The sequence below is a fragment of the Lysinibacillus sp. PWR01 genome, from assembly GCF_043359455.1.
GTDB classification, from domain to species: domain Bacteria; phylum Bacillota; class Bacilli; order Bacillales_A; family Planococcaceae; genus Lysinibacillus; species Lysinibacillus fusiformis_F.
In genome coordinates, this window is sequence record NZ_JBHERJ010000015.1 from 37,211 (window position 1) to 60,413 (window position 23,203).

Here is a 23,203-nt window from a genome sequence, read left to right on the forward strand (position 1 = left end):
TTTTAAGTTTAGATTTTCGGTTACTTGACCATAAATGAATTATAGCTTTCGGTTATATAGCCATCGAAGTATACTAAGATGGTTGGAAAACCGAATGGCTATGCTCTAAATCGCTTGATATCAAGGAATTTAGAGGTAAGTAGTTTTGTGAAAGTATAATTAGTAAATTTTATTTCGGTTTCCTAACCAGTCGAAATATCGTTTTATTTAAATTGTTCGGTAATATAACCAGTTGAAATATCTAATGAAACAAATGGAGATAGGCGATAATTAATATGAATTTCGTTGTTATTCTCAAAGTTAATTGCAACCTCTTCAAAATACATTAAGAAAAATACTCGTAATTCAGTATCGGTAAAATTAAAAAAGCTTTGTTGTATCATTTCTTTTAAAATTTTGTCGAGATAATCATCTTTAAGAAGAGAATCCATTTCATCTAGTGTTTCATTTGTATAGATTAATTCATTTTTTAAATGCTGCTGCGTAGTATGAAAAACCTCGGCTAAAAGAGAGTTATTCTCAATATCGTTAGACATCATAATTTGGTTATATTGTACTTTTTCAAGAAGTTGTTTTATGTTACTTGTTGTTTTAGTAAGTTTAGTAGACCAACTTTTTAGTTGCTCCTTAGAGGTAGCTGAAAAGTAAAGGAGCTGTGTATTCCATTTTTTCTGCAGATCATTTAGCACAGCTTGATGAGTAGTGATTATTGGTACAGATTTTTTACATCTTGTACATTTATAAATCATGTATTTTCCGTTTTTACCCTTTGGAGAATTATCTTTTGCTACTAAAAAACAATTACATTTTTTACATTTTATTATTGTGCGGAGATAATATGGTGTATTCATGGTGCCAAATTGCTTTTTTAAATCATTTACTTGTTTAGATAAGTGAAAGACTGTTGGACTAACAATGGGTTCATGAACATTTTTGAATAAATCTATTTCTGATTCATGCTTCGGTTTACTAGATTCATAGCTAGTCCTAACGTTCCAAGCTAGATTTCCTGAATAAACCTTATTTGAAAGAATATATCCGATTGTACTACTGTTCCAATACTTCACTTTTTTAGTTGTAATGTTACATTTGTTTAGGTAATCAGCAATTTTTTCATGAGAGTGTCCCCAACAAGCTAAATGGAAAATTAATTGGACTATTTCAGCATCTTTATTAGGATGTAAAACCCCGCCGATCATTTCATAGCCAATAGGGGTGCGACTCCCTGGTCTTGTTGGATGCTCACGATACAGTAAACCTTTTTGAGCATCTTTTGCGCGGACAGATTTTATTTCTGATTCCTCTGCAGCAAAGACAAGCTTTGCTTGCACGATTGGATCATTTGGATTCCATTCTGCTTCAGATTGAGTACTAAAAAATTTGACATGAGGATACTCCATTTTAATCGGCAAGTAAACCTCATTGTAAAAATCAGTAATGCTTCTAGTTATACGAGACTCTTCATAGAAGCAGACAGCCTCTGCACCATTCTTAATATCTGCAATAGTTAGTTGAATACCTTCTCGTTTAGTAACGTTGTTATGAAATGCACTAGTAGCCTTATCAGCTCGCCATGCAATGATTTCGAGATTTTCCCTTTCTGCTAATGTTTGAATATGACTTTTTTGGATTTCTAATGAGTGATTATCTTCCTGTTTCAGATCAGAGTAACGTAAATAACCTGTAGATTTTAATTTTTTCATGAGACCTTATCCTCCTTGTCAAATGATGAAAGGAATAGTTCAACATGTACATAGGTTTCATAAACTTTTACTTTATCAATAAGCAATTCGGACAGTCGTTGAAGGTCTTGTAGTGTTAAATCTAATGTAAGAGGCGTTAATAGTGAATGAATTTCTAAAATTTCTTCCCGGAGTTTCTGTAGACTTAGCAAATCTTGTTCTAAATCATTGTACTTATCTTTTAAAGATTGTAGTTTATCTAAAAGCTTTGCAATAGCAGGTTTTCTTTTTACATCGATAGTACTTAGCGTTAGTGAATTATCTAGGAATTCAGATTTAGTTATCTCTAATTCTTTTTGTAGCCTTTTATTTTCTGAGATGATGCGTTTAGAAATAATTCTTTTTAAATGTTTGGCGGAAATCGATTGGATGTGTTCTAACAATGTTTGTTTAACTAAACTATTTAACTCTTCAACTGTGATTGAAAGTCGTTTGTGGTTATTACTACATACAAAGTTTCCTATATCAAATACATTTTCTCTTCGATGTTTCATTACATTTCCACACTTCTCGCAATTTGGTAGCACTAAAAACTGGTTATTGGCACCTTCTAAACTTTTTTGATAATAAGAAAAATACTCATCTAGCTTAGATTTACCTTTAAGAAAAAGATCTAAATCAATTATTGGTGTTACATGAGGTAATATTTGATAACCACTTTTTGTTTCATAGTGTCCAGCGTAAAATGGATTTGATAAAATACGAAACAACTTTTCAGGATTATTTAAACCTTTACGTTTTACCATTAAAAAGTTTAGAAACTGATCACCGTCTTGGACATTACTAAAATCCTCAAATAATGAAAGAATTACATCTTTTTTATCCTCATTAATTTGGAAACGAACTTGGTCATCTTCTTTTATTCGTGTGTAGCCAAAAAGACGTGAAGGATACTGTTTGCGAGCATCATTCGTACGTGTACGAATATTTTCGCCTTCAAGTTGCCCAAACATTCCATAAAATGCTTCGAGGGCTAGCTTGTTTTTAAAGGGTGGTTCATTACTAGCTGTGTATACAACTTCTACATTATATTTAATAAAAATCTTTGTTAAATCTACAAATTCATAAAAGTTTCGAGCTAAACGATCACGTTTATAAACGATTAGCTTTTCTACTTTGAATTCTTTAATTAGGCTAATTAATTCAACCAATTTAGGTCGCTGGTCCATCTTTAATTTTGTTGCAGAAACATCGTGATCAGATAGATAAATAATTGTTTCCTCGTCTCCGCTTAAATCAATCGATTCAAGATATCTTTTTGCAGCAGTTTCTTGTAATTCAAGACTTTGTGCTGCCGAACTGACTCGCGTATAAATAACTTCAAATTTTTTCATGTAAATTATCCTTTCTTAATAATCAGTAAAGCTCGTAGTCTATAATCATCTTTCACAACATGGTCTAATAGCATTTTCTCAATAAAACGTCTAAACCATAGTTCTGATTCGGATGATAGTTCATTAGAGTAACTGACTTTTACAACTCGATATTTTTCTCTCACTTGGTTCCCTCCAGTATGATTTTGTAATAATCTTTGCCTGGAGAGAAACTTTTTATACGTTAATTCTCAGAATCTCTTTTTTCGTCCTTATTAAAGTCCAATGATAATTGGACATCATATGTTACTATCGAAGATTTGTTCTTTCTTGGATTAACAATCACTTTTGTTTGGAATCCGGGAATTTGAAGTTTTTTTATGATTTTGTTCATGCTTTTGTTCTTGTAGGTGGATGAATAAATTAATAACAGTTCTAGAGATACCGAATGATTCACAAAATTTAAGATGAGAATCATAACCTATACTTTTTTTATAATAATTTTTATCCTCCACTGTAAGGAAATCTCCTTTCTTATTATGTTTTGTAGTTAAAAAATACTCTTGGCCTCGAGTATTATACATTTTAGCTTTTAACATGAATATTCTAATAGTTCAAAAGGGCTGTTTTCGAGTGTTTAAAAAAAGCGAAATACAATTGAATCAATTTTAAGCGTCCAGTGTTAATTTTAGATGACATAGTCGTAGAAAAAGTATCAGAGGACGGAGTTTATTAGATACAAGCATGATTCAAAAATTAGTAACTATATTTACTTCGAACTTAGCACAGTAAGCACTGGATTTAATTTAATGTGGAGACGTGCGTGCGAAGTGGCTAGGAGGATAATACCCTAATAAAGGAATTATTAGGATATTTATATGTATAAATATATTAAACGAACTTCTAATGATGTATCATAGTAATTAGTTACAGAATTTTCTATTTTGTGATGGGGGTTAATATGAAAAATATGTTCAAAGGATTTATATGATATACAGATTTAGAAATTGAAAATCTTTGAGATAATGAAATTTTGTAATAGATATAGGTACTAATATATTATTTATTGTATAAATTTATATAAAGAGGAAGTCACATTACCTTTTCATGGTTTAAGAAAAGCTAAAAGAAAAAGATAGATAATACACGCCACATCAAGTTGCTTTAGAATATTTATTAAACTTTAGGAGGAGAAATGGTGGAGTTTTCAAAAAAAATTCAAGCACTTAGAAGTAAAGCACAAGAAACGCAAGCAGCAAATAAAATTATGGATATGTTAACTGATTTAAAATTGAAGAATGATGCTTCTACATCCTATAGATGGATTTGGGAGCTTATTCAAAATGCAAAAGATGTAGTTAATTCAAGTGGCAAAGTAGATATAGTAATTAATTTTGAGCAATCTAAACGAAGTATTGATTTCATGCATAATGGAAAGTTATTTTCAACAAAAAATATTGTTTTTCTTATAGAGCAAGTCTCAACTAAAGATCGCACAGTAAAGGAAGATAGAGTTAACAGGGCTACAGGGAAATTTGGTACAGGTTTTTTAACTACTCATTTACTTTCAGAACAAGTTAATGTATCCGGATATTTACAAGATTTAAGTGAACCCCCATGCTCTTTTAATGTTAGTTTAGATCGGTCAGGAAAAACTAAAGAATCTATAATTGAGGCTATTCAAGAGAGTTGTTTACAATTAGATCAAAATACTAAAATGTGTATTGGAAAAATAGATGAAACGGATTTCAATACTTGTTTTACTTATAATTTAGATGAAACAGGTATGGCAACGGCCAAAACTGGTTTAAATAATTTAATTATCTCGGCTCCGTATGTATTTGCTTTTGTACCCGAAATAAATTCTATAACAGTAATAAGTAATGAATACAAACAGATAATAAGTCGTGGAGAAATAGTTGAGAGACTTGAAAATGGTTATGTATTAGAGGTTATTGTTCAAACCATGCAAAAAGGAACAAACTTCTCTAAAAATAAGTGTATATATATCTTTGAAAAAAATGACTTATCACTTGCAGTTGAAGTAGAGAACAGGGGTAACGAAAAACAAATTGTTAAATATAGGGAAGAATTACCAAGGTTATTTTGTGATTTTCCACTCCTAGGTACAAATGATTTTTCATTTCCAGTAGTAATAAATTGCCCTTTGTTTAATCCAACTGAACCACGTAATGGTATACATTTAACCAATAAAGAACATGAAAAAATATCAGAAAATAAACAGCGATTAAAAGATGCTGCTCAACTTTATTGCAGTTTAATTGAATATTTTTCTAAAAGTGGATATAAAGGAATACATAACATTGTTAAAATCTCAGAACAACCTGAAAAAGATTGGTTATCAAAGGATTGGTATGAAGAAAATATTATTGAATCTATTAAATCTTTCATTAAAAAAATTCCACTTATTTACACACATAGCGGTGAGAAGAAGCCTCTCTTTGATGAATTTGGCGACACCTCCCTATTTATCTCAAAAGATTTAAATAAAATTGTTAGAGAAAAGGTGTGGGAATTATCTAGTAAGTTTATTCCTAATATGATTCCAAAAGAAGAAGAAATAGAGTTTTGGTATGACTCACTTTGGGATGAATGTCGTAACTATAGTTTAGTTGATTTAATAAATAAAGTAGAAGAATTTAAAAGCGTTGAGGAATTTTCAGGAAAAATCACTCATGATGTTTATGATTGGTTAAATCAATTAATAAGTTTAGTTTATTCAAAAGAAGAAAATATCTTAATTAGCATGGAGATAAATCCAACTATCTTTCCAAATCAAGAAGGAAATCTTTGTGATATAGAAACAATTTTCCTAGATTGTAATATTGATGAGATTTATAAAGAAATTGCAACTTCAATTAATTTTAATGTAAAAAGTAAACTATTAGATAAAAGAATTAAGTCTGATTTTTCTACTAAAATTAGAAAATATACTATAGAAGATATTTTTTTAGAAATTGAAAATAATTTACAAAATCCTTATAGGAATATTGAAGAATTCTACAAAAGTATAATTTGTTTACGATCCCATCACAATCAAAAACAGGAACAGTTTTTAAAACTTATTAATGATTTGTATTCGAATTGTCAGTGGACGGAATTGGTAGTTTCTAGAAGTTCAGATAAACTTTTAGGAGTATCTTTAGAATTTTGGATGGATAAAATTTGTAAAGATATTAGCTTAAATCAGTGTATTGAAACATTTACAAATAATTTTAGTTTTAGCAATAGTCAAGAAGCAGTAAATTGGTTATCAAGATTTATTGATTTTATCAAGAAATATAAAAATGAGTTTTTATTAGATCGTTTTAGTATATTGCCTAATCAGTATGGCATTTTCAAGAAAAGTACAGAACTATCTTTAGATTCTGGAGAACTCGAAGAAATTCTCAAAGATGCTAGTAAATATTCAGGTTATGATGTGCGAGAAGATATGTTATTAAAAGATATTGATCTGCATTTGCCGAAAAATAGAACTGTATATTTAGAAGATCTTTCTGAAAAAATCACAAAATTCGTAAAAGAAAATAAAAATAATATTGGTCATAATAATGATTTAGTTAAAGAAGTATTTAATAAGTTTTATCTTTGGTTGAGAGAAAATACAGAATACCAAAAGGTTAATGAGTATTTTAAAGAATTACTAAGCAACTTACACTGGTTTTATAATGATAACGATATAGCTGAAAACATTTCTAAAGTAGAAAAATACAATGACATTTTACAGAAATATAGTGTATCTGGAATACAAGAATTAGAGAATATATTAGAAAATTCCGCATTACAAAGTGTTGCAAGTACCAAGGTTGAAATATCAGCGGAACTCCTAGCTCAATGGGGAATATCAAACGAAGATGATTTAAATCGCGCTCTAGCAAATAATATAATTAATGCTGAATTTATTCATGACTCTAAAAGAAGTATAGCAATGTTTAACTACGTTAAAGAAATTTTAGAACGCTCAAAGAATAATATACTAACGTATTTAAGTAAAAGGGAAGAATATGATGTTTCCGATCCAATTGAAATTAGCGATACAATTTTTGTAATAAGAAAAAATAATGTTGATATTTATCTGATAACTCGTCCTTCAGACTATAATCAAATTATTTTGTACTATCAATCTGAAATAGATATGCTTGATTATGAAAAAGATTGTGAATTATGGGTTGAAGATGGACTAAGCCAACCTCAAAAAATAACATTTGGAACAATACTAAAATTAACAGGTGTTAATAAAATACCACTAAGGAGTATAAAATATAGTTGATTAATATTAATGAAGTAATTGAGTTACTACAGTCTCCGAATTCAAATAATCTAATATGTAGATCACTTGAATTTAGACCTCGAAATTTGGCAATGTTTATTGCTAACCTTTCAAATTTGTCAAATGATTACGGTTATATTGTGATTGGGGCTAGTAAAAATAGAGATTCCTATTTAATAAATGGAGTAAGTACGGGCTTTAGAATCGATAAGCCTATTAAAATAGCAATGGATTTACTATCTGAGCAACCTATAATAGATTATGGTCAGTTTACTATTGATGGCAAAAACGTATTTATCATAAAAGTAAATAAGATTATTAATTCAAATTTCTTTAAATCCGGTCAAAATAGCGAGTCTGAATCTGAATTATTTATACGTGATTTATACTTGGCATGCATAAAGCTTCAAGCGAGAAGAATTTATCTGAATGCTACTGAAGATGAAAGAAATGACTTTATTACAGATTTACTTGATACAAATGGATACCGTTTAAAAGACCAAACTAGAAGGGGTAGCTCCGCAGCTGGAAAATCATCAGGTGAAGTTGATATATTTGTTGAAAAAAATGGTTTCCCGTTTACAATCATTGAGGCTTTAAATTTGGATAGTTTAAATACAAATTACCTTAATACACATCTAGATAAAATATATTCTTATGATACAACAGGCCATAAGTTTAATGTCTGTTTATCATATGTTAGAGTTAAAGATTTTGGGACTTTTTGGGAAAGGTACTGTAAACATGTAAAAGAACATAAATATCCTGTGATGCTTATTTCATCGGATGAAGATATTGATAAAGATTATCCTTTTACAAATATAAGGTTTATGAGAACTACTCATAATCGTTCGGGAAAAATTACATATCTATATCATCTATGTGTAAAGATACATGATTTATAAAGGGAATAAAGTTACTTATATAAGGCTTTAATAGGATCTTTATAGGCAAAAGTAAGAATTTTCGAATTCTGAGGTGATAATAATGACAACATTTCAAGAAAAAACAAATGCAGACAATAAAGCTATAGGCTTTGATTATCAATATTATTATTTTTTATACCAGTTACTAGGATTAGAAGATGGTGAGAAAATTGGGTTAGAAGTTAAAGATGATGTACATTTGGAATTAAATAATGGAAAACAAGTATTATTACAATTAAAGCATTCCATACAGACTAACCCAGCTGGAGAAATAATAAATCTAACAGAAAGGGATTCTGATTTATGGAAAACTATTTATAACTGGGTAAATATTATTAATGACGCAGCTGATGGAAGATCCAAAAGAGAAGATCAGCTACGATTCATAGAAAATACGAGTTTTATTCTTGTCTCTAATAAATCTTCTAATTTAAATAATACCTTTCTTATAAATATTGGGAATTTCAAAAAAGAGCTTATTGATATAAAGTATTTCAAACAATATTTAGACGACTTACAATCTAGTACAAATGATAAAAAGCTAAAAGAATATATGGGATTATTAAAAAAACAGCCAAGTAGATGGCTAACAAAATTTCTGCTCAAACTAGATTTCGAACTAAATCAAGATGATTTAATCACTAAGATAAAAAGCAGAATTAAAAGTGCTAAGGTAAAAGAGTCGAAAATCGATGATGTTTTTAGTTCTATTGATAGTAACCTCCGAAAGAGAAACTATATAAATACTAAATCAAATATCAAAATTACAATTAGTTTTGAAGATTTTTATAAGGATTACAGTTTTTATTTTGATAAAGGGAGAAATGATAAACTCCCTATTAATAAAAAACTACCGATTCAATTTAATAAACCAATACAAGAGCAACTATTTATCAAACAATTAATTGAAATATCAGCTTTAGATAGCACTGATGATTTTGAAATGCTCAGACTTACTAATCATATGTTGCAAATTAATAATCATTTGTATGATTGGATTAATAGAGGTCTACTTGTACAAGAACAGTTAGAGGAATTTAATAAAGAGTGCATCATTAAATGGAAGAATTCTTTTGATGAGGTTCATCGAGAGATTAACTTGGATAAAAAAATGTTTGATATAATTCCAGGAGAAAGGGATATTATTTTAGCAGCATTAAAATGCTTAGATGAAATCAGGAAAAAAGAACTTATAATTGATGAAACGGATCTAGATATTGAATTAAGTAATGGTCAATTCTATTTGTTATCCAATACACCTGAGATTGGCTGGCGCATTGACTGGGAAGGAAAATATAAAATATGAATGCAAATAGAAATTTATATAATAATGAGATGATTTGTGCTATCTCAATCTATTCCATACTTACTCACTTAAAAACTATAAGTATTACAAAAGCTCTACTTATTTTCCCATTACTTTCACATAAAGAAACTATAGATTTCTTGAGAAGTAAAAATACAAAGGTTAGAAGTCTTGAAGAGTTAATTATAAAAAAGCCTGATTTTTTTTCTAATTATAATGAACGATTTTATTCATTCTTAATTTTATCAATAAATTCTTTAACTTTACTTTCTGAAATGGGATTAGTGAGTATTGATAATTCTCAGATCATACTAAATCCTAACAAAAAAATTGATAACAACAAAGCAATAATAGGACTACGGGCATTTAATATTTTTGAGGCGGCTCAGAAACTATCAGTAATTTTAAAAGACGAAGATAAAAATCTATACTTACAATTGAGGGTGCAATTATGAAATTTGTAATTAAAGAAATAATCTTATGGCTAAAAAATGGAAAAATGCGTTCAATTCCTTTTTATGAAAATAAAGTAAATGTTATAACTGGTGATAGTGGAACCGGAAAATCAGTAATCATCGATATTATTGATTATTGTTTTTTTGCCAGTAAATCTAAAATTCCAGATGAGAAAATCAATGAAAATACTTCTTGGTACGGAGTAAAATTTGATATTAACGATAAAGAATATCTTATTGCAAGAGGAGCTTTAGATAAAAATAGAAAGGTTAGTAAATCATATTACTTTTCCCCAATTGGTAAAATTCCTATTGAGCCCTCTCATAGCATAGAAGAAGCTCAATTAAAGACTGTTATTGAAAAAGAATTTTCAATTGATAGAAACGTTATTATTCCTTATAGTGGGAAAAAACTGAAGGCTGGTAGTAAGATTTCATTACGCTATTTCTTCATGTTTAATACACAATCTGGAGATACTATCGACCACAGTGAAATATTTTTTGATAAATTAAATGATGACAAATATTCGGAAGCTTTACATAGGATTTTCGATTTAGCAACTGGTATTGATACCGTTAGAAATATAATTATTAAAGAAAAAATTAATAATATAGAGAAAGATATTACTAGGTTGGAAAGACGGAAAAAAGCAATAGAAAATGAAGGTAGTTTGTTTGATACTAATCTACGTAATATTGTCAGGAAAGCTAAAGCGTATGATTTGATACCTCTTAACTCTAAAAATCTAGAAGATGATTTGGCTAATTTAAAAAATCTAATATACAACATCAAGGAAATAGATACTTCTGATAACGTGAGTGAATTAGAAAAACTACAACAAAAGAAAAATGAATTAAAGCGCAAAATAAGAAGTTACAATAAATTTAAAAAAGAATTCATCTTATATAAAAAATTAGAACAAGAAACTTTTGAAAGTTTGAAACCTATTAACTATATTAAGGAACATTATGAAAATCTTATTCAGAATCAAAGCATAAATGAATTGCTTAATATTCTTGAAGATGAAATGAATACTATTAAAAAGGAAATTACTAACAAAAGACCTTTTAATATTAATGTAGACTCTGAATTAGAAAAATTAATAACGGAACTTGATTTAGTTCAAAAAGAAATAGATAAAATACCCCTATTTACACAAGGATTTAATACTGAAATAGAAAAATATATATTTATTGGAGAGATTAAATCTAAGTTAGAGTTATTCAAAAACGGTGACCAAGAAGTATTTAATGAAGACGAGCTTGTGAAAAAAGAAGAAGAGTTAGACCAATTGAAGTTAGAGCTTGAAGAAGAACTTCTGGATAGAGCTATTGTAATAAAATTATTAGAAGAGCTAATTCAAAAGTATTTGAATGAATCCTCTGATGCTCTTGGAATTTATAAAGATTATATTCCGGTTTTTAATTATAAAAACAAGATTCTACAATTAAAAAAACCAGGATCTTTAGTTCCATCTATTGTCGGTAGTAGTTCAAATCATATGTTTATGCATTTATGTTTTATGTTAGGATTACACGAATTAATTATCAAACAACAAGTTCCTTATGTCCCGAATTTCCTAATCTTAGATCAACCTAGTAGACCTTATTATGGAGAAGAAGGATCTGAGAATAAAACAAAAAAATTGTGGAATCAAATAGCACAGGATGATAAATCTAAAATAACCATTGCATTCAAGGTTCTTAACGATTTTATAAATTATGTTAATGAGGAGTATAAATGTGATTTTCAAATTATTGTGTTTGAACACATTCCATCATCAATTTGGGGAAATGCAAATCTAGAAAATGTGGTATTGGTTGATAAGGAATTTAAAGATGGTAATGCTCTAATTCCTGATAATCTTTTATCATAAAATTTAGTTTTATCAATGTTTTAATGGTACTTCTAGTAGCAATAGGATTAAGAGATAATATGCTTAAATTTTTTTATGAACAAAATGTACCATCATAAACTAATATCTATTACTAATCATATATTATATCTCACTTTAATAACTATAGAAAAACCCTCGAAATAGAATTCGAGGGTTTTTCTATAGCATAGTTTATTAGCTTCAACTAATAAAAAAATAATAAGGAGAAACCGTTATAGGGATCCTCCTTTGATAATTAAGCATCGTATCCGATTACCTAATCTTTAAAAGTATATTCGAGTTAATACTGTTTTAGAACTAAAAGGCAAAAAAAAAGCCTAAAAAGGCTTCGAGCATCTGAACGTCGAATTCGACCACCCATAGCTCTGTAGGTATTATAGCAGACCTCACTAATTAAATTAGCTATTCTCTACAACCCTTACAATATAAATATACATTTATATTAAATAAAAATCAAGATAAAGATAGAATTTTTTATAAAGAATCTATTTATTTATAAAACAACATATTGTTTATAACATATTTTAAGTTTCTATAAACGATATACTTTCTGTAAAGAATTTCTATTCTTCTTCTAAGTCTTCTCTGAGTTTTTTAACTAAATCCTTAATTTCTATATGTTTTCCTAAATATTTAAAATAGACTCTTTTAATCGCTTTGTAATTTTGTTTATGTTGAGCATCGGTGTATACAACGTAAAAACAATATGTTATCAAATCGATAATCTGAGTAAAAGCATTAGTATATGATTCTACAGTGATTGGTTCAGACCATAAATTTTGTAAACTTTTATCTTGTAAAAACTCTACAAACAATTCTCTTATTTTTGAATCTAACCTATCTGGTATAATAACGCCTGTCCCACCGTTGGTTTCTAGCCAAGAATCATATTCTTTTAAAACATTTGGGATCAGTAATTGGTATGAAAGAATGTCAGTTGGTTTCGAATTAATATCATTACAAAAATCAGTAAAGCTTGAACGGTCTATTTTGAACATATATATCTTTTCAATATATGGATCAATTGCTTTAAAGACTTCGTTAACTAACTCCATCCTCACTTCGTTTGGATAAAATTTCCAAGGGTTTTCTTTAATTACATTTCCTTTTCTTACATCTTCTCTTTCTGGATTAAATAGATATGCAGCGTGAAGCTCAAATTCCGAAAACATATTATGTATTCTATCACTTTTAACTTGTGAACCATTTTCGTGTGGGATTTGTTGATTGATAATTTCCCTAAGCTTTTGTTTGTGCTTTTGAAACACTACTTTAAAATCTCTTAAAGCATTATAAACATTTGATCTATCTAAAATAACTCCACCAAAAATAAATACTTTTTGTTCTGCGGAGTTTAGAAATCCTTTTCCAGATTCATCCATATACATAAACTTCAATCTAAATCTTCTCCTTTCCCTTTAATACTACATCATTTCCCGAAATAATTTTAGATAATTTATTCAAACACTTATAATATAAGATAGTTATACTTGATTTCCGAAGATGATTTCTGTTTTGATGAACAAAAAAATAATCTGATTTCAAATAAGGGGGCGACAATGTGCAAAAATTGAGATAGATTTGTTTAGAATTGGGATTAAAACAGCAGATATATCTTCTGGTGTATGAGAGTCTAAATATCTTAAATGTGACAGAATATATCAATACGTTAACTAATAGAGGGTACTCCTATTGAACAATGAAGTTAAAACCTTCTAAATGAATTTTTGTATATTTTAGAGAGCGACAATGAATGTAAAATCATCATTGAAATTTGGAATACAATCTAAAACAACTATTATACATTGCCAAATACTCGGTTTCTTTTCCAGACCACCATACCAGATGGCAAGTAGCTTATGGAATTAGAGAAAAAAATTAAAAACCAAGCAATAATAACTCCCATTAATCGATTTTTACCTAATGAGTATGTTAGATCAAGAGCTTTATGTGCCTATGTTAAAAAAGGGTTTTAATAAACCAATGCTTCTTCTAAGCGATCACAATTTGCAAATTGATTTGTATAAATTCACTTTTTTAGGATCTACTACTTCTAACCAATTTCTTTGACTCATAGAAAAACCCCCCAATTTATTAGCAACCTTCATTAGATTGCAATAAATACCTATATAAATATCCTATATTTGTAATTCTTTGTTAAAATAACTATCATTCACATTTATTCCTTCTTCATCAGAACAAATGATATAATACAATTAATAATCATTTTAATGACACCATGTTTACTTCGCTTAATATAAGGGACAAATCATACTTTATATGTTGGATATTAAAATATAACTTCCCGAAAATAAGACTGCTAGAATGCTCTTATAAACGAAGGCTAGGCCCGATTATAAACATTGAATCTACGTCAAGATTTTAGATGCTCTCAAGTTAATTTTTTGTGTTGCATAACGTCCATTTTTGGTTCCACATCCCGATACTATCTTTGAACGCTCGATATACAGTGATAGTGAATGGTTAATCATATTACTAAATACTGATATAGAAAATACTAACAAAATAAATTTTAGAATACTAAATAAAGAAATAAACCTAACAAGAAAATCAAAATGGAATTTAGCATATAAATATTATTAGAGAAGTTAATAAACACACCCATGTAACTCGTAACTGATTTTAAATGAAGGAAACTAAACATATGTTTGTGTTTTTATATTAGGTTGTATTTTTCCTTTAAAGGATTAACGAAAAGTATAGTTATGCTTATTTTGGTGTTAAATTAACATAACTTATGATATTAAATATTTTATTATTCAGCGATTTATTTCGTGGCGAATCTATATGTTTGGTGGGAATAATATGGGGAGAGAAACAAATTATTCAAGTAAAATATTTAGAGACTTAGATGTCGAGAAAATAAAGAGAAAAATTCATAAAGAAACCTTAACTACTGAAGAAATAGCAGTATATCTAAGTGTTTATGGTAATTATTATAGTTCTAATTATGATAATGGGAAGGCAATTAATAAAAGAACTATAGAAAATCATATTGGAAGGATCTGCGATATTAGTAATGACCTATTGAGTAAAGAAGACTTTCAAATAAATAAAATATATTCTATTGATCCTAATTATCATGGTCTTTTACTAACATTACTTGATTCTAATTATTTTGATGGAAGAAAAAATAAAAGATCGTTATCTAATAGAGCAGATTTATATAGTTCATTAATTAATAATATTGATTCTTATCTTTTAAATGAAGATAAAATAGAAATCATTAATAACCCTTCTTATGTAAATGCTGCTTTAGAAAGTGAATTGAGTAAAAAGTTATCTAATGAATTAATAATATTACTAAGAGAACTATATCATGCTGATCCTATGTTTCGTTTCAGATTGATGGAATATGTAATTGAAAATTTAAATAAGATGAGAAAATGGGTTTCTGAAAACGATAACAAAATGTTTGTCGAAAAACTTATTTTTGGGGCAAAAATAGATAAAGAGGAAAATGAAGAGGAAGCTAGGTATATAAAAGAAAAAATACAATCATTTTCTTTAGAAGAATATATAATAAAATGTTTAGCGGAAAAGGTTCATAAACCAAAGAAAAAAGAGATGGAAAACGAGGAAGAAATATTAGATTATTCTTCTATCTATCTATCAAAATTATTATATCAATTGGAATTTGAAAAAAATCAAGAAATTGAAGAACACATAAAGGAATTAGATGATAAATTGATTTCATTGGAACAGTTTAGAAAAATTGACGACAAGGCTAAACAGATATTAGATTTAGAAAACCCTACTGAAAAAATGTTATATGCGAATTTAATTACATTAAGCAAAATAAATTTCATTGCACCTCATGTGTCAACAAAAGAGTTAGCAAATATAAAGGAATTTATTGAACAATCAATTCAAAAAGACAAATGGGAGATACTACGTGAATTTTTAAGAAAATAAATCTTTTACAGTTTTCTTAGATTTAAAATAGTAGAGAATTTATAATATAATCATCACATTTTGGAGGTTATGTTATGGCAAATATTCCAGCTAAGATAATTGAAAGAAAACTAAAAAAAGAAGGAGTTAATGTTGAAGGTTATTCCATAATTGAAAGAATTGAGTTTGATTATATTGAAGAAGCAAAAAAATTAGGAATGGATGATGGTATAACAGAGGAATATGATTTCTTATCTGAATTTTCGATAAATAACCAAACTCTTACTTTCTATGGAAGTATGGTTGAAGATTATTTGCAAATTTCCCCAAACCAAGAAGCTCCATATTATTATCCATATTTAGAGTATTGTAAGATTACAGGTGATGGTAAGGAGGAAATAATTTCTGAATTAGACGTATATTGGGGGAAATATTGATTTCAATCGTAAATAGGGGCGTTATTTGTATAAAAAAACAAGTAGAAGTGAACTATTACAATAAAATTCCTAAATAGAAAATAAAGATAAGATGCTTGGTTTTTGCTTAGGTTAACCAAGCATTTTACATAAACCCACCAATATCTCATGTGTTGCCACATACACTCCACACATTGTGAAGCCGTTGCATGGTTGAAGTTAGCTGAATAATCCTTAATTAAGCGTGCTTTTCAACGTATGCTTTATTAGGAAATGTCTTCGGTACATCTAATTTAATATTGTTTGAAACATATAAAGCAGACGGTTTAGAAGTGTGATAATGCACCTCTAATTGGCCGTCTGCTTTTACTATGATTTTATTAATAAAGCGAGCTATGATTGTTGGTGTAAGCTCTGTGAGTAATTGTTTAGGATTCAACTGTGACTGTATATAAGCTTTTAATTCTCGTCGATCTACAGTAGTTGTGCTGTCAGTTTCTACAAGCTCATTAAAATATGCTAACCAGATACTTAATCTTGCTAAAAAAATTTTTAAATATTAAATTATTCATAGTACTCATAAAATAGCGGACTACTTATTTCAAACAGACTTTCAAGTAATTAATAAAGCGAAGAGTTGGAAAGCATTGTTCTATATATACAATAATACTAACTGTAATGGCTTATATTTTTGCAGGTTATTTTGATTGGAGAGCAAGTTTTATAAATCTTGTAAGCCATATAATCATTGATAAGAAGTTGTTTTTAAATTGGTGGGCAATAAATGTTAAAAAATGTATGATATAGAATGTGAAGATAAAGTGTTTTTCTTGAACTTGATCAAGCCTTCCTCTATATAAGTATTTTTTGTTATTTGCCTAATATAAATAAAATCATTCTAATGTGACTTTAAAAATAATATTATTGATGCTCCAAGTAAGTGAACTATTTTGTTGTTAGAGTTGGCTCGAATTAAATAAAATGAAACATCAAATCATTTAAAGTGATTTGGTGTTTTTTATTATCTTGAAAAAGAGAGGACTTAATATACTTAAATAGAATTAAACAAAGAGTACAGATAAATAGTTTTAAAGGAGGAAGAATATTGAATAAGTTAAAAGTGAATGAGATTAATGACTTCTTTACAAATTATAGTTTAGATTTACAAAAAAAAAAGACATGATGAAATGTTGGTTGCGTTAACTAAATTAGTTATTGGTAGAATCAGCTATATTAATAATGTAGAAGATATACTATGTGAAATTAACTATAAGGAGACTGAAGTTTCTTTACAAGAAAGTTGTTCGAAAATATTAGGAAAAATAATAGAAGAAAAGGGCTTGTCTTTACAAGGTCATAATTTTGGGAACTTCAGCAATAGTGAATTTAAAAAATTATTAGATTTTTTAGAACAAGAAATCAATGAAGAAATTAGTAGATATACTTTTAAGTTTAGTAAAGAAGAAATTTTAGTAGAATTGTTGAGTTTAGCGAGTGTGATTAGTAAGTTAAATATAATTATTTTTACTGAATACAATATTTTGTACAAACCTATTGATAATCTTGAAAGTTTAGGCATACAATTAAAATTTTTAGATAAAATGAATTTTGATGATCTACGAAGCTTTATTGGAGATATTAAAATGTCCATAGAATGTGCAGTAGATACTGTATTAATAGATGATGACTTGAAATTTAGTAGTAGTCAATCTTCTAAGCCTGTAAACTATATAGAACTAATTAGACTATTTCATGCGAAAAGTTTTATACAACATATTAAAGAGGCTATTCCAATATTGGGTGAAGCAAGAAAAGAATTTAAATTAAATAATGAAAACGGCATAGTTCTACCACAAATTCTATTCAAAGGTTTTTTTAATTATTCTCAATCTACTAAAAATGAAAAAGCACAAGTCGAAAATGATTTAACAAATAATTTATTTAACATTTTTTACGAATCTTTAGAATTTCAACCGAGTGACATTTATAGTTATGTTGGAAAAAATGAAGGAGAAAGGGCATTTAGATTATTTGATAATTATTTGACTTTAGCAGATAAAGAATTATTAGTAGTTGATATCAAGAATAAACAAGGGCTTACTCTAAATGGGATAAATAATTTATTAGATATATTAACTTTGAATAATAAATCCTTTAATACGAATGATAAATCTAAAAATGAAGATAGTTATTTCGCTAGCCCAAATAAGAGACTTTTTAGAGCGCCTATAATTGATCTGGATTCAAAAATTTTGATGCCAACGTATACTTGGATAGAATCATTAATATATTTACCAGCTAGAATTTTAAATAGAGATATTTACTCAGACTCTGTCACTAAAAATTGGAACGAGTTAATAAAGACGAGTTATGATGAGTATTATCTTCCCGAATTAAAACAATATCTTGAAAGTATGGGGATAAGTGCATCAATTAATATGGATTTGGGTAAGATTAATTGCTTAAAAAAAGAAATCGAAAATATTAAGAAAATGCCACATGAAATTGATCTATTGTTTTGGGAAGATAATACGTTAATAATAATGGACTTGAAAAATTATGGTATGCAACATAATTATAGAGATGTAAGATTAGTTATTGATAAAATCGATAAGCAAATAAAAAAAATGAATAAGTTAAAAAATTTTATTTTGTTAAGAAAAGAAAAATTTGAAAGTATATTAAAAAAAGAAATCGATGAGATTAAAATAGGAGTTATTACTGTAAGCCCAACAGTCTATAACTATTTGCAAAATAAAAACAGTTCTGCAGCAATACTTTCCATAAAAGAATTTAAGGATAAATATAAAAGAAATTAATTTTAACATTTTTAACAGACGAAAATTACCAATATTTAAATATAATTATGATAATCTAGAACCATATTTCTTAGATATCTTTATACATAAATAGTGATAAAAATTGCATTATTTATAGGTAAATTCATTACATTCGATTATTTTAATGTCCACGCTCAGCATCCACCACATTGTGAAGCAGTTGCTTGGCTTGAACTAGCTGACTAAAATTTCAGCTTGTTTTTTTACGTAACTTTTATTAGGATGTGTCTTTGGTAATAGCTAGATTAAATTAAAATTAGTTGAAACACAAAAGCAGACGGTTTAGAGGTGTAATAATACATTTCTAATAGACCGTCTGCTTTTACTTTTATATTATGAATGAAGTGAGCTAAGGTTGTAGGTGTTAGCTCCGTTATTGGTTGTTTAGGGTTAAGTTGTCGTAGAATATGTGTTTTTTAATTCGGCAACATCTAAATTTGCATTATTATCCTCAAATTGAAGTTGATAATCATTATCATTTATATTACCATACAAATATGATGTGGATTGAAGGAGTCGAGATATATGTTGGAAGATGTGGATTCAACTAATCATTTTACAAAAGAAATGATCGATATGGCTGTACAGTTATGGACACGCTCATCCATTTCATTAATAGATGTTCGTTACAAAATGCTTCATCCAGACAAGCCGATCCAAAGTTACAGGATGCCGACTAGTATGTTGGTATATACCTGTGGTGGAACGGCTAATGTAAAACTGGATCACACATTATATCAATCGGAACGCTTTGGTATTTTTCATGGAGGGAAAGGAACGGAATTATCGATTCATCCTACTAGCAGAAGTCTTGAGACTTACATGGTGCTGTATAGAGCAGAAACTCCCCCATTTTACAAAAGACAAATTTATCGTTTGTTAGAACATATTAATCCTTTTATACAAACGTATGGATTCTCACCAGGGAATCCCATTTTTTTTAAGGAGAAGTTTTTGAATATGAAAGACCATTGGGATCAGGAATCTGTGTTAAATCAATTTTATTCAAAGATTGTTCTGTATCAGATTGTCTATGAGATTTACAATGAGTTGGAGAAGGGAGATATTCTTTATTTCCAGCCCGATTATGTGGCTTTAGCCAAGCAATATCTGGAGCAACACTATAGCGAACCTGTGTCTATTCAACAGCTTATTGAAATGCTACCCATTAGTAGGAGCCAGTTAATTAGGCTTTTTAAAAAACGCGAGCATAAAAGCCTTCAGGAGTACTTGAATGAGATAAGGCTGGATTCGGCAAAGCGGCATTTGCAATACACAAATGCTACTATTCAAGAAATCGCAGCTGGGTGTGGATTTGTGGACGGATTAAATTTAATCCGCATGTTTAAAAAATATAATCATATGACGCCAAGTGAGTATCGGATAAAAATGATAACTGAAATGGACATTAATGATATTGATAATGATTATCACCCTCATTACAATGAGAGAGTACTAGATAAATTAGTCAAATCTAAGGGAAATGAGGAATTATTAATGTTCGGAAAGATAAGAAATAAGGAAATAATATTGGCGGCAGCCATGAGTTTGATGTTGTTGTTATCGGGGTGTTCATCGACTGCGCCTGTCAATAATGGAGCGACTACGAGCCCGTCAGAGACGCAAACACAGACAACATCAAATGCTGATACTAAGGAGACGTCGCAAACGAGAATTGTACACACGCTCAAAGGAGATGTGGAAGTGCCTTTTAACCCACAGCGGGTCGTTGTCTTGTATTTGATGGGCGATCTGCTTGCTCTAGGAATAAAGCCTGTTGGTATCTCCACTCTGGTGGGAGAAGGTGATGCGGCTATCGCTAGCGAATTAGATGGTATTACCACTTTGGGAGATGGGCAACCGAGCCCAGAAGCGGTGCTTGCCCTAGATCCGGATCTCATTATTGTTACAACAGATGAAATTTACGACAATCTTAATAAAATCGCGCCCACTCTTTATATACCATATGATTTACCTGTAGAAGAACGCATGGAGATCTTGGGGAAAGCATTTGGTAAAGAAGACCAGGCCAAAGAACTTTTGGACAATTTTTATAATAAGGTGGAACTAAGCAAGCAGAAGTTGCAGCAAGCTGGTATTTTGGACAAAACCGTCACAATTATGGAAAGCAACAAAGGTTCTATGGCTGTAATGGTGGGGATGGGTTACGGACGTGGGTCACAGATTATTTATCAATATTTAGGAATGAAAGCACCTGAAATTGTGCAACAGAAAATAGAAACCTCCAAAAATGATGCTACTAGCATGGATGTTTCCTACGAAGTATTGACTCAGTATGCTGGTGATTATGTCTTTCGCTCTGCCTTTGAAGGAATGGAAGATTTATCAGACAACCGCATTTGGAATAACATTCCGGCAGTGAAGGAGGACAGACTTATCGATATGAGCTTTGGGTTGTTCTTCTACAATGATATCTTTTCGCTAGATAAGCAGCTTGACTTTGTCGTGGATAGCTTGCTGAATACTGTGAAATAAGAGGAACCCCAATGAATGTAATAACGTAGAAAATTAATCTGATAACGGTATCCTTAAAATCAAAAAAAATTCTGCCTACAGTTTAATTACAGAATAGATGAGATAAAATTGACCATGGATAGATTGTGAAGCTGTCACGTGCTTGAAGTGGGTATAATAAAAGTAGATGAGATAGAGAAAATCTATATCATCTGCTTTTTTGTTTTTTAAAATACCATTTAGGACTGATTTTCGTTAAAATTAACATTGTTGATTTTTACATTAGCTAATGAGATAAATGTAACATTTGACTTTATAATTTTTAACTGAGAGCATAGAGTTTTATCCATAGTGAGAGGATTTGGAATTAACATGATAGATAATTTTTGGCGTGATTTACCAAGACCATTTTTTGTGCTTGCACCGATGGAAGATGTGACAGATGTTGTTTTTCGTCACGTTGTAAGTGAAGCTGGTCGACCAGATGTATTTTTTACTGAGTTTACAAATTCGGATAGCTATTGTCATCCAGAGGGAAAGAAAAGTGTGCGTGGCCGTTTGCTCTTTACAGAAGATGAGCAGCCAATGGTAGCACATATTTGGGGAGATAATCCCGAGTATTTCCGTGAAATGAGTATTGGTGTGGCAGAGCTGGGTTTTAAAGGAATTGATATTAATATGGGCTGCCCTGTACCGAATGTAGCATCAAGAGGGAAGGGAAGTGGCCTTATTCTCCGTCCAGATGTCGCAGCAGAATTGATTCAAGCAGCCAAAGCGGGTGGACTGCCTGTCAGCGTGAAAACGCGACTTGGCTACAAGGATGTAAATGAGTGGGAGGGTTGGCTAACGCATATTTTAAAGCAGGATATTGCGAACCTTTCGATTCATCTGCGAACAAGAAAGGAAATGAGCCTAGTAGATGCGCATTGGGAGCTTATTCCGGAAATCAAAAAGTTACGTGACCGTATTGCACCCAATACGCTACTAACAATCAATGGAGATATTCCTGACCGTCAAACGGGACTGCAGCTAGCTGAACAATACGGTATTGATGGCGTGATGATTGGGCGAGGTATTTTTAAAAATCCTTTTGCTTTTGAAAAAGAGCCAAAAGAGCATAGCAGTAAAGAGTATCTTGATCTTTTAAGACTGCAGCTAGATCTTCAAGATCAATATGCGGAAGAACTACCACGTTCCATCACAGGGCTTCATCGTTTCTTCAAAATTTATGTCAAAGGATTCCGTGGAGCAGGCGAATTAAGAAGTCAATTGATGAACACAAAATCAACGGATGAAGTGCGTGCCTTACTGGATAATTTTGAATCAAACAATATTGAATGACAATGAAATAATGGAACTGCCAATAAAGTCGTAGTAAATAACATTAGAAGTAGGAGCAAAGATTTGCGGATGAGATTTCCCTTTCTTTGCTCCTTTCAATTTATCGCTGTTGGGGAGGTTTATTATTTATACAAGCCCTACTTTTAGTCATACTAATTTAGAAAGGTGAAGAAAAAGTTCAATGTAGATTTGAAATAAAGTCACGATATTTATAAAAAGATGCGACGTTTATAAAAAGATTTGATTAAAAATCCTGTGTTGCTATGCAAGATTTTTTACTTGTTC

At 29.6% G+C, this 23,203-nt stretch carries 14 protein-coding genes; 10 read left to right on the plus strand and 4 right to left on the minus strand.

Annotation, left to right across the window (positions count from 1 at the left end; translation table 11 throughout):
- Nucleotides 1-203: 203 nt before the first annotated feature.
- Together ACEVFT_RS01790 and ACEVFT_RS01795 are read right to left on the minus strand one after the other, a co-directional pair.
- Nucleotides 204-1,703, minus strand: a complete 1,500-nt coding sequence (locus ACEVFT_RS01790) for a recombinase family protein (RefSeq protein ID WP_393947791.1) — start codon at nucleotides 1,701-1,703, stop codon at nucleotides 204-206.
- On the minus strand, nucleotides 1,700-3,076 hold the full coding sequence (locus tag ACEVFT_RS01795; RefSeq protein WP_393947793.1) for a recombinase family protein: 1,377 nt from the start codon (nucleotides 3,074-3,076) through the stop codon (nucleotides 1,700-1,702). Before ACEVFT_RS01795 ends, ACEVFT_RS01790 begins: the two co-directional genes overlap by 4 nt.
- Nucleotides 3,077-4,253: 1,177 nt before the next feature.
- Between ACEVFT_RS01795 and ACEVFT_RS01800 the strand changes: the two genes are divergently transcribed.
- The 5 genes from ACEVFT_RS01800 to ACEVFT_RS01820 all read left to right on the plus strand — a co-directional run bounded on the left by ACEVFT_RS01800 (nucleotide 4,254) and on the right by ACEVFT_RS01820 (nucleotide 11,910).
- Nucleotides 4,254-7,346, plus strand: a complete 3,093-nt coding sequence (locus tag ACEVFT_RS01800; RefSeq protein WP_393947795.1) for a sacsin N-terminal ATP-binding-like domain-containing protein — start codon at nucleotides 4,254-4,256, stop codon at nucleotides 7,344-7,346.
- Nucleotides 7,343-8,251, plus strand: coding sequence for a GAT domain-containing protein (locus tag ACEVFT_RS01805; protein WP_393947797.1), 909 nt, complete (start codon nucleotides 7,343-7,345; stop codon nucleotides 8,249-8,251). The genes ACEVFT_RS01800 and ACEVFT_RS01805 overlap by 4 nt, the downstream gene beginning before the upstream one ends.
- An 82-nt stretch (nucleotides 8,252-8,333) precedes the next feature.
- Entirely contained in the window at nucleotides 8,334-9,578 is a 1,245-nt protein-coding gene (locus ACEVFT_RS01810; protein WP_393947799.1) for a hypothetical protein, read from the plus strand.
- Nucleotides 9,575-10,033: a three component ABC system middle component gene (locus ACEVFT_RS01815; RefSeq protein ID WP_393947800.1), complete on the plus strand. Its 459-nt coding sequence runs from the start codon at nucleotides 9,575-9,577 to the stop codon at nucleotides 10,031-10,033. Before ACEVFT_RS01810 ends, ACEVFT_RS01815 begins: the two co-directional genes overlap by 4 nt.
- A complete protein-coding gene (locus ACEVFT_RS01820) occupies nucleotides 10,030-11,910 on the plus strand; it encodes a DUF3732 domain-containing protein (RefSeq protein WP_393947802.1) in 1,881 nt (626 codons plus the stop codon). Before ACEVFT_RS01815 ends, ACEVFT_RS01820 begins: the two co-directional genes overlap by 4 nt.
- A 584-nt stretch (nucleotides 11,911-12,494) precedes the next feature.
- On the opposite strand, the gene ACEVFT_RS01825 is transcribed toward ACEVFT_RS01820, so the two are convergent.
- Nucleotides 12,495-13,313 (minus strand): DUF3800 domain-containing protein, encoded by an 819-nt coding sequence (locus tag ACEVFT_RS01825; protein ID WP_393947804.1) that lies wholly within the window; start codon nucleotides 13,311-13,313, stop codon nucleotides 12,495-12,497.
- 1,444 nt (nucleotides 13,314-14,757) lie between these two features.
- Here ACEVFT_RS01825 and ACEVFT_RS01830 point away from each other — a divergent pair.
- Complete coding sequence (locus ACEVFT_RS01830; RefSeq protein WP_393947805.1) at nucleotides 14,758-15,867, plus strand: hypothetical protein; 1,110 nt, start codon at nucleotides 14,758-14,760, stop codon at nucleotides 15,865-15,867.
- A 74-nt stretch (nucleotides 15,868-15,941) separates the two neighbouring features.
- Nucleotides 15,942-16,283 carry a hypothetical protein gene (locus tag ACEVFT_RS01835; RefSeq protein WP_393947806.1) on the plus strand — a complete coding sequence of 114 codons (342 nt, stop codon included), beginning with the start codon at nucleotides 15,942-15,944 and terminating at the stop codon, nucleotides 16,281-16,283.
- A 217-nt stretch (nucleotides 16,284-16,500) separates the two neighbouring features.
- Here ACEVFT_RS01835 and ACEVFT_RS01840 read toward each other — a convergent pair whose 3' ends face one another.
- Nucleotides 16,501-16,701, minus strand: coding sequence for a hypothetical protein (locus ACEVFT_RS01840; protein ID WP_393947808.1), 201 nt, complete (start codon nucleotides 16,699-16,701; stop codon nucleotides 16,501-16,503).
- 748 nt (nucleotides 16,702-17,449) lie between these two features.
- Between ACEVFT_RS01840 and ACEVFT_RS01845 the strand changes: the two genes are divergently transcribed.
- The 3 genes from ACEVFT_RS01845 (at nucleotide 17,450) to ACEVFT_RS01855 (ending at nucleotide 22,918) form a co-directional block, all read left to right on the plus strand.
- Nucleotides 17,450-19,081 carry a hypothetical protein gene (locus ACEVFT_RS01845; RefSeq protein ID WP_393947810.1) on the plus strand — a complete coding sequence of 544 codons (1,632 nt, stop codon included), beginning with the start codon at nucleotides 17,450-17,452 and terminating at the stop codon, nucleotides 19,079-19,081.
- A 546-nt stretch (nucleotides 19,082-19,627) separates the two neighbouring features.
- Nucleotides 19,628-21,598: an ABC transporter substrate-binding protein gene (locus tag ACEVFT_RS01850; protein WP_393947812.1), complete on the plus strand. Its 1,971-nt coding sequence runs from the start codon at nucleotides 19,628-19,630 to the stop codon at nucleotides 21,596-21,598.
- A 351-nt stretch (nucleotides 21,599-21,949) separates the two neighbouring features.
- Nucleotides 21,950-22,918, plus strand: coding sequence for a tRNA dihydrouridine synthase (locus ACEVFT_RS01855; RefSeq protein ID WP_393947813.1), 969 nt, complete (start codon nucleotides 21,950-21,952; stop codon nucleotides 22,916-22,918).
- Nucleotides 22,919-23,203 lie beyond the last annotated feature (285 nt).

Coding starts and splice junctions, on each gene's coding strand:
- ACEVFT_RS01790 (WP_393947791.1), bottom strand. CDS start 1,703: ATGAAAAAATTAAAATCTACAGGTTATTTACGTTACTCTGATCTGAAA.
- ACEVFT_RS01795 (WP_393947793.1), bottom strand. CDS start 3,076: ATGAAAAAATTTGAAGTTATTTATACGCGAGTCAGTTCGGCAGCACAA.
- ACEVFT_RS01810 (WP_393947799.1), top strand. CDS start 8,334: ATGACAACATTTCAAGAAAAAACAAATGCAGACAATAAAGCTATAGGC.
- ACEVFT_RS01815 (WP_393947800.1), top strand. CDS start 9,575: ATGAATGCAAATAGAAATTTATATAATAATGAGATGATTTGTGCTATC.
- ACEVFT_RS01820 (WP_393947802.1), top strand. CDS start 10,030: ATGAAATTTGTAATTAAAGAAATAATCTTATGGCTAAAAAATGGAAAA.
- ACEVFT_RS01825 (WP_393947804.1), bottom strand. CDS start 13,313: ATGGATGAATCTGGAAAAGGATTTCTAAACTCCGCAGAACAAAAAGTA.
- ACEVFT_RS01830 (WP_393947805.1), top strand. CDS start 14,758: ATGGGGAGAGAAACAAATTATTCAAGTAAAATATTTAGAGACTTAGAT.
- ACEVFT_RS01835 (WP_393947806.1), top strand. CDS start 15,942: ATGGCAAATATTCCAGCTAAGATAATTGAAAGAAAACTAAAAAAAGAA.
- ACEVFT_RS01845 (WP_393947810.1), top strand. CDS start 17,450: ATGTTGGTTGCGTTAACTAAATTAGTTATTGGTAGAATCAGCTATATT.
- ACEVFT_RS01850 (WP_393947812.1), top strand. CDS start 19,628: ATGTTGGAAGATGTGGATTCAACTAATCATTTTACAAAAGAAATGATC.
- ACEVFT_RS01855 (WP_393947813.1), top strand. CDS start 21,950: ATGATAGATAATTTTTGGCGTGATTTACCAAGACCATTTTTTGTGCTT.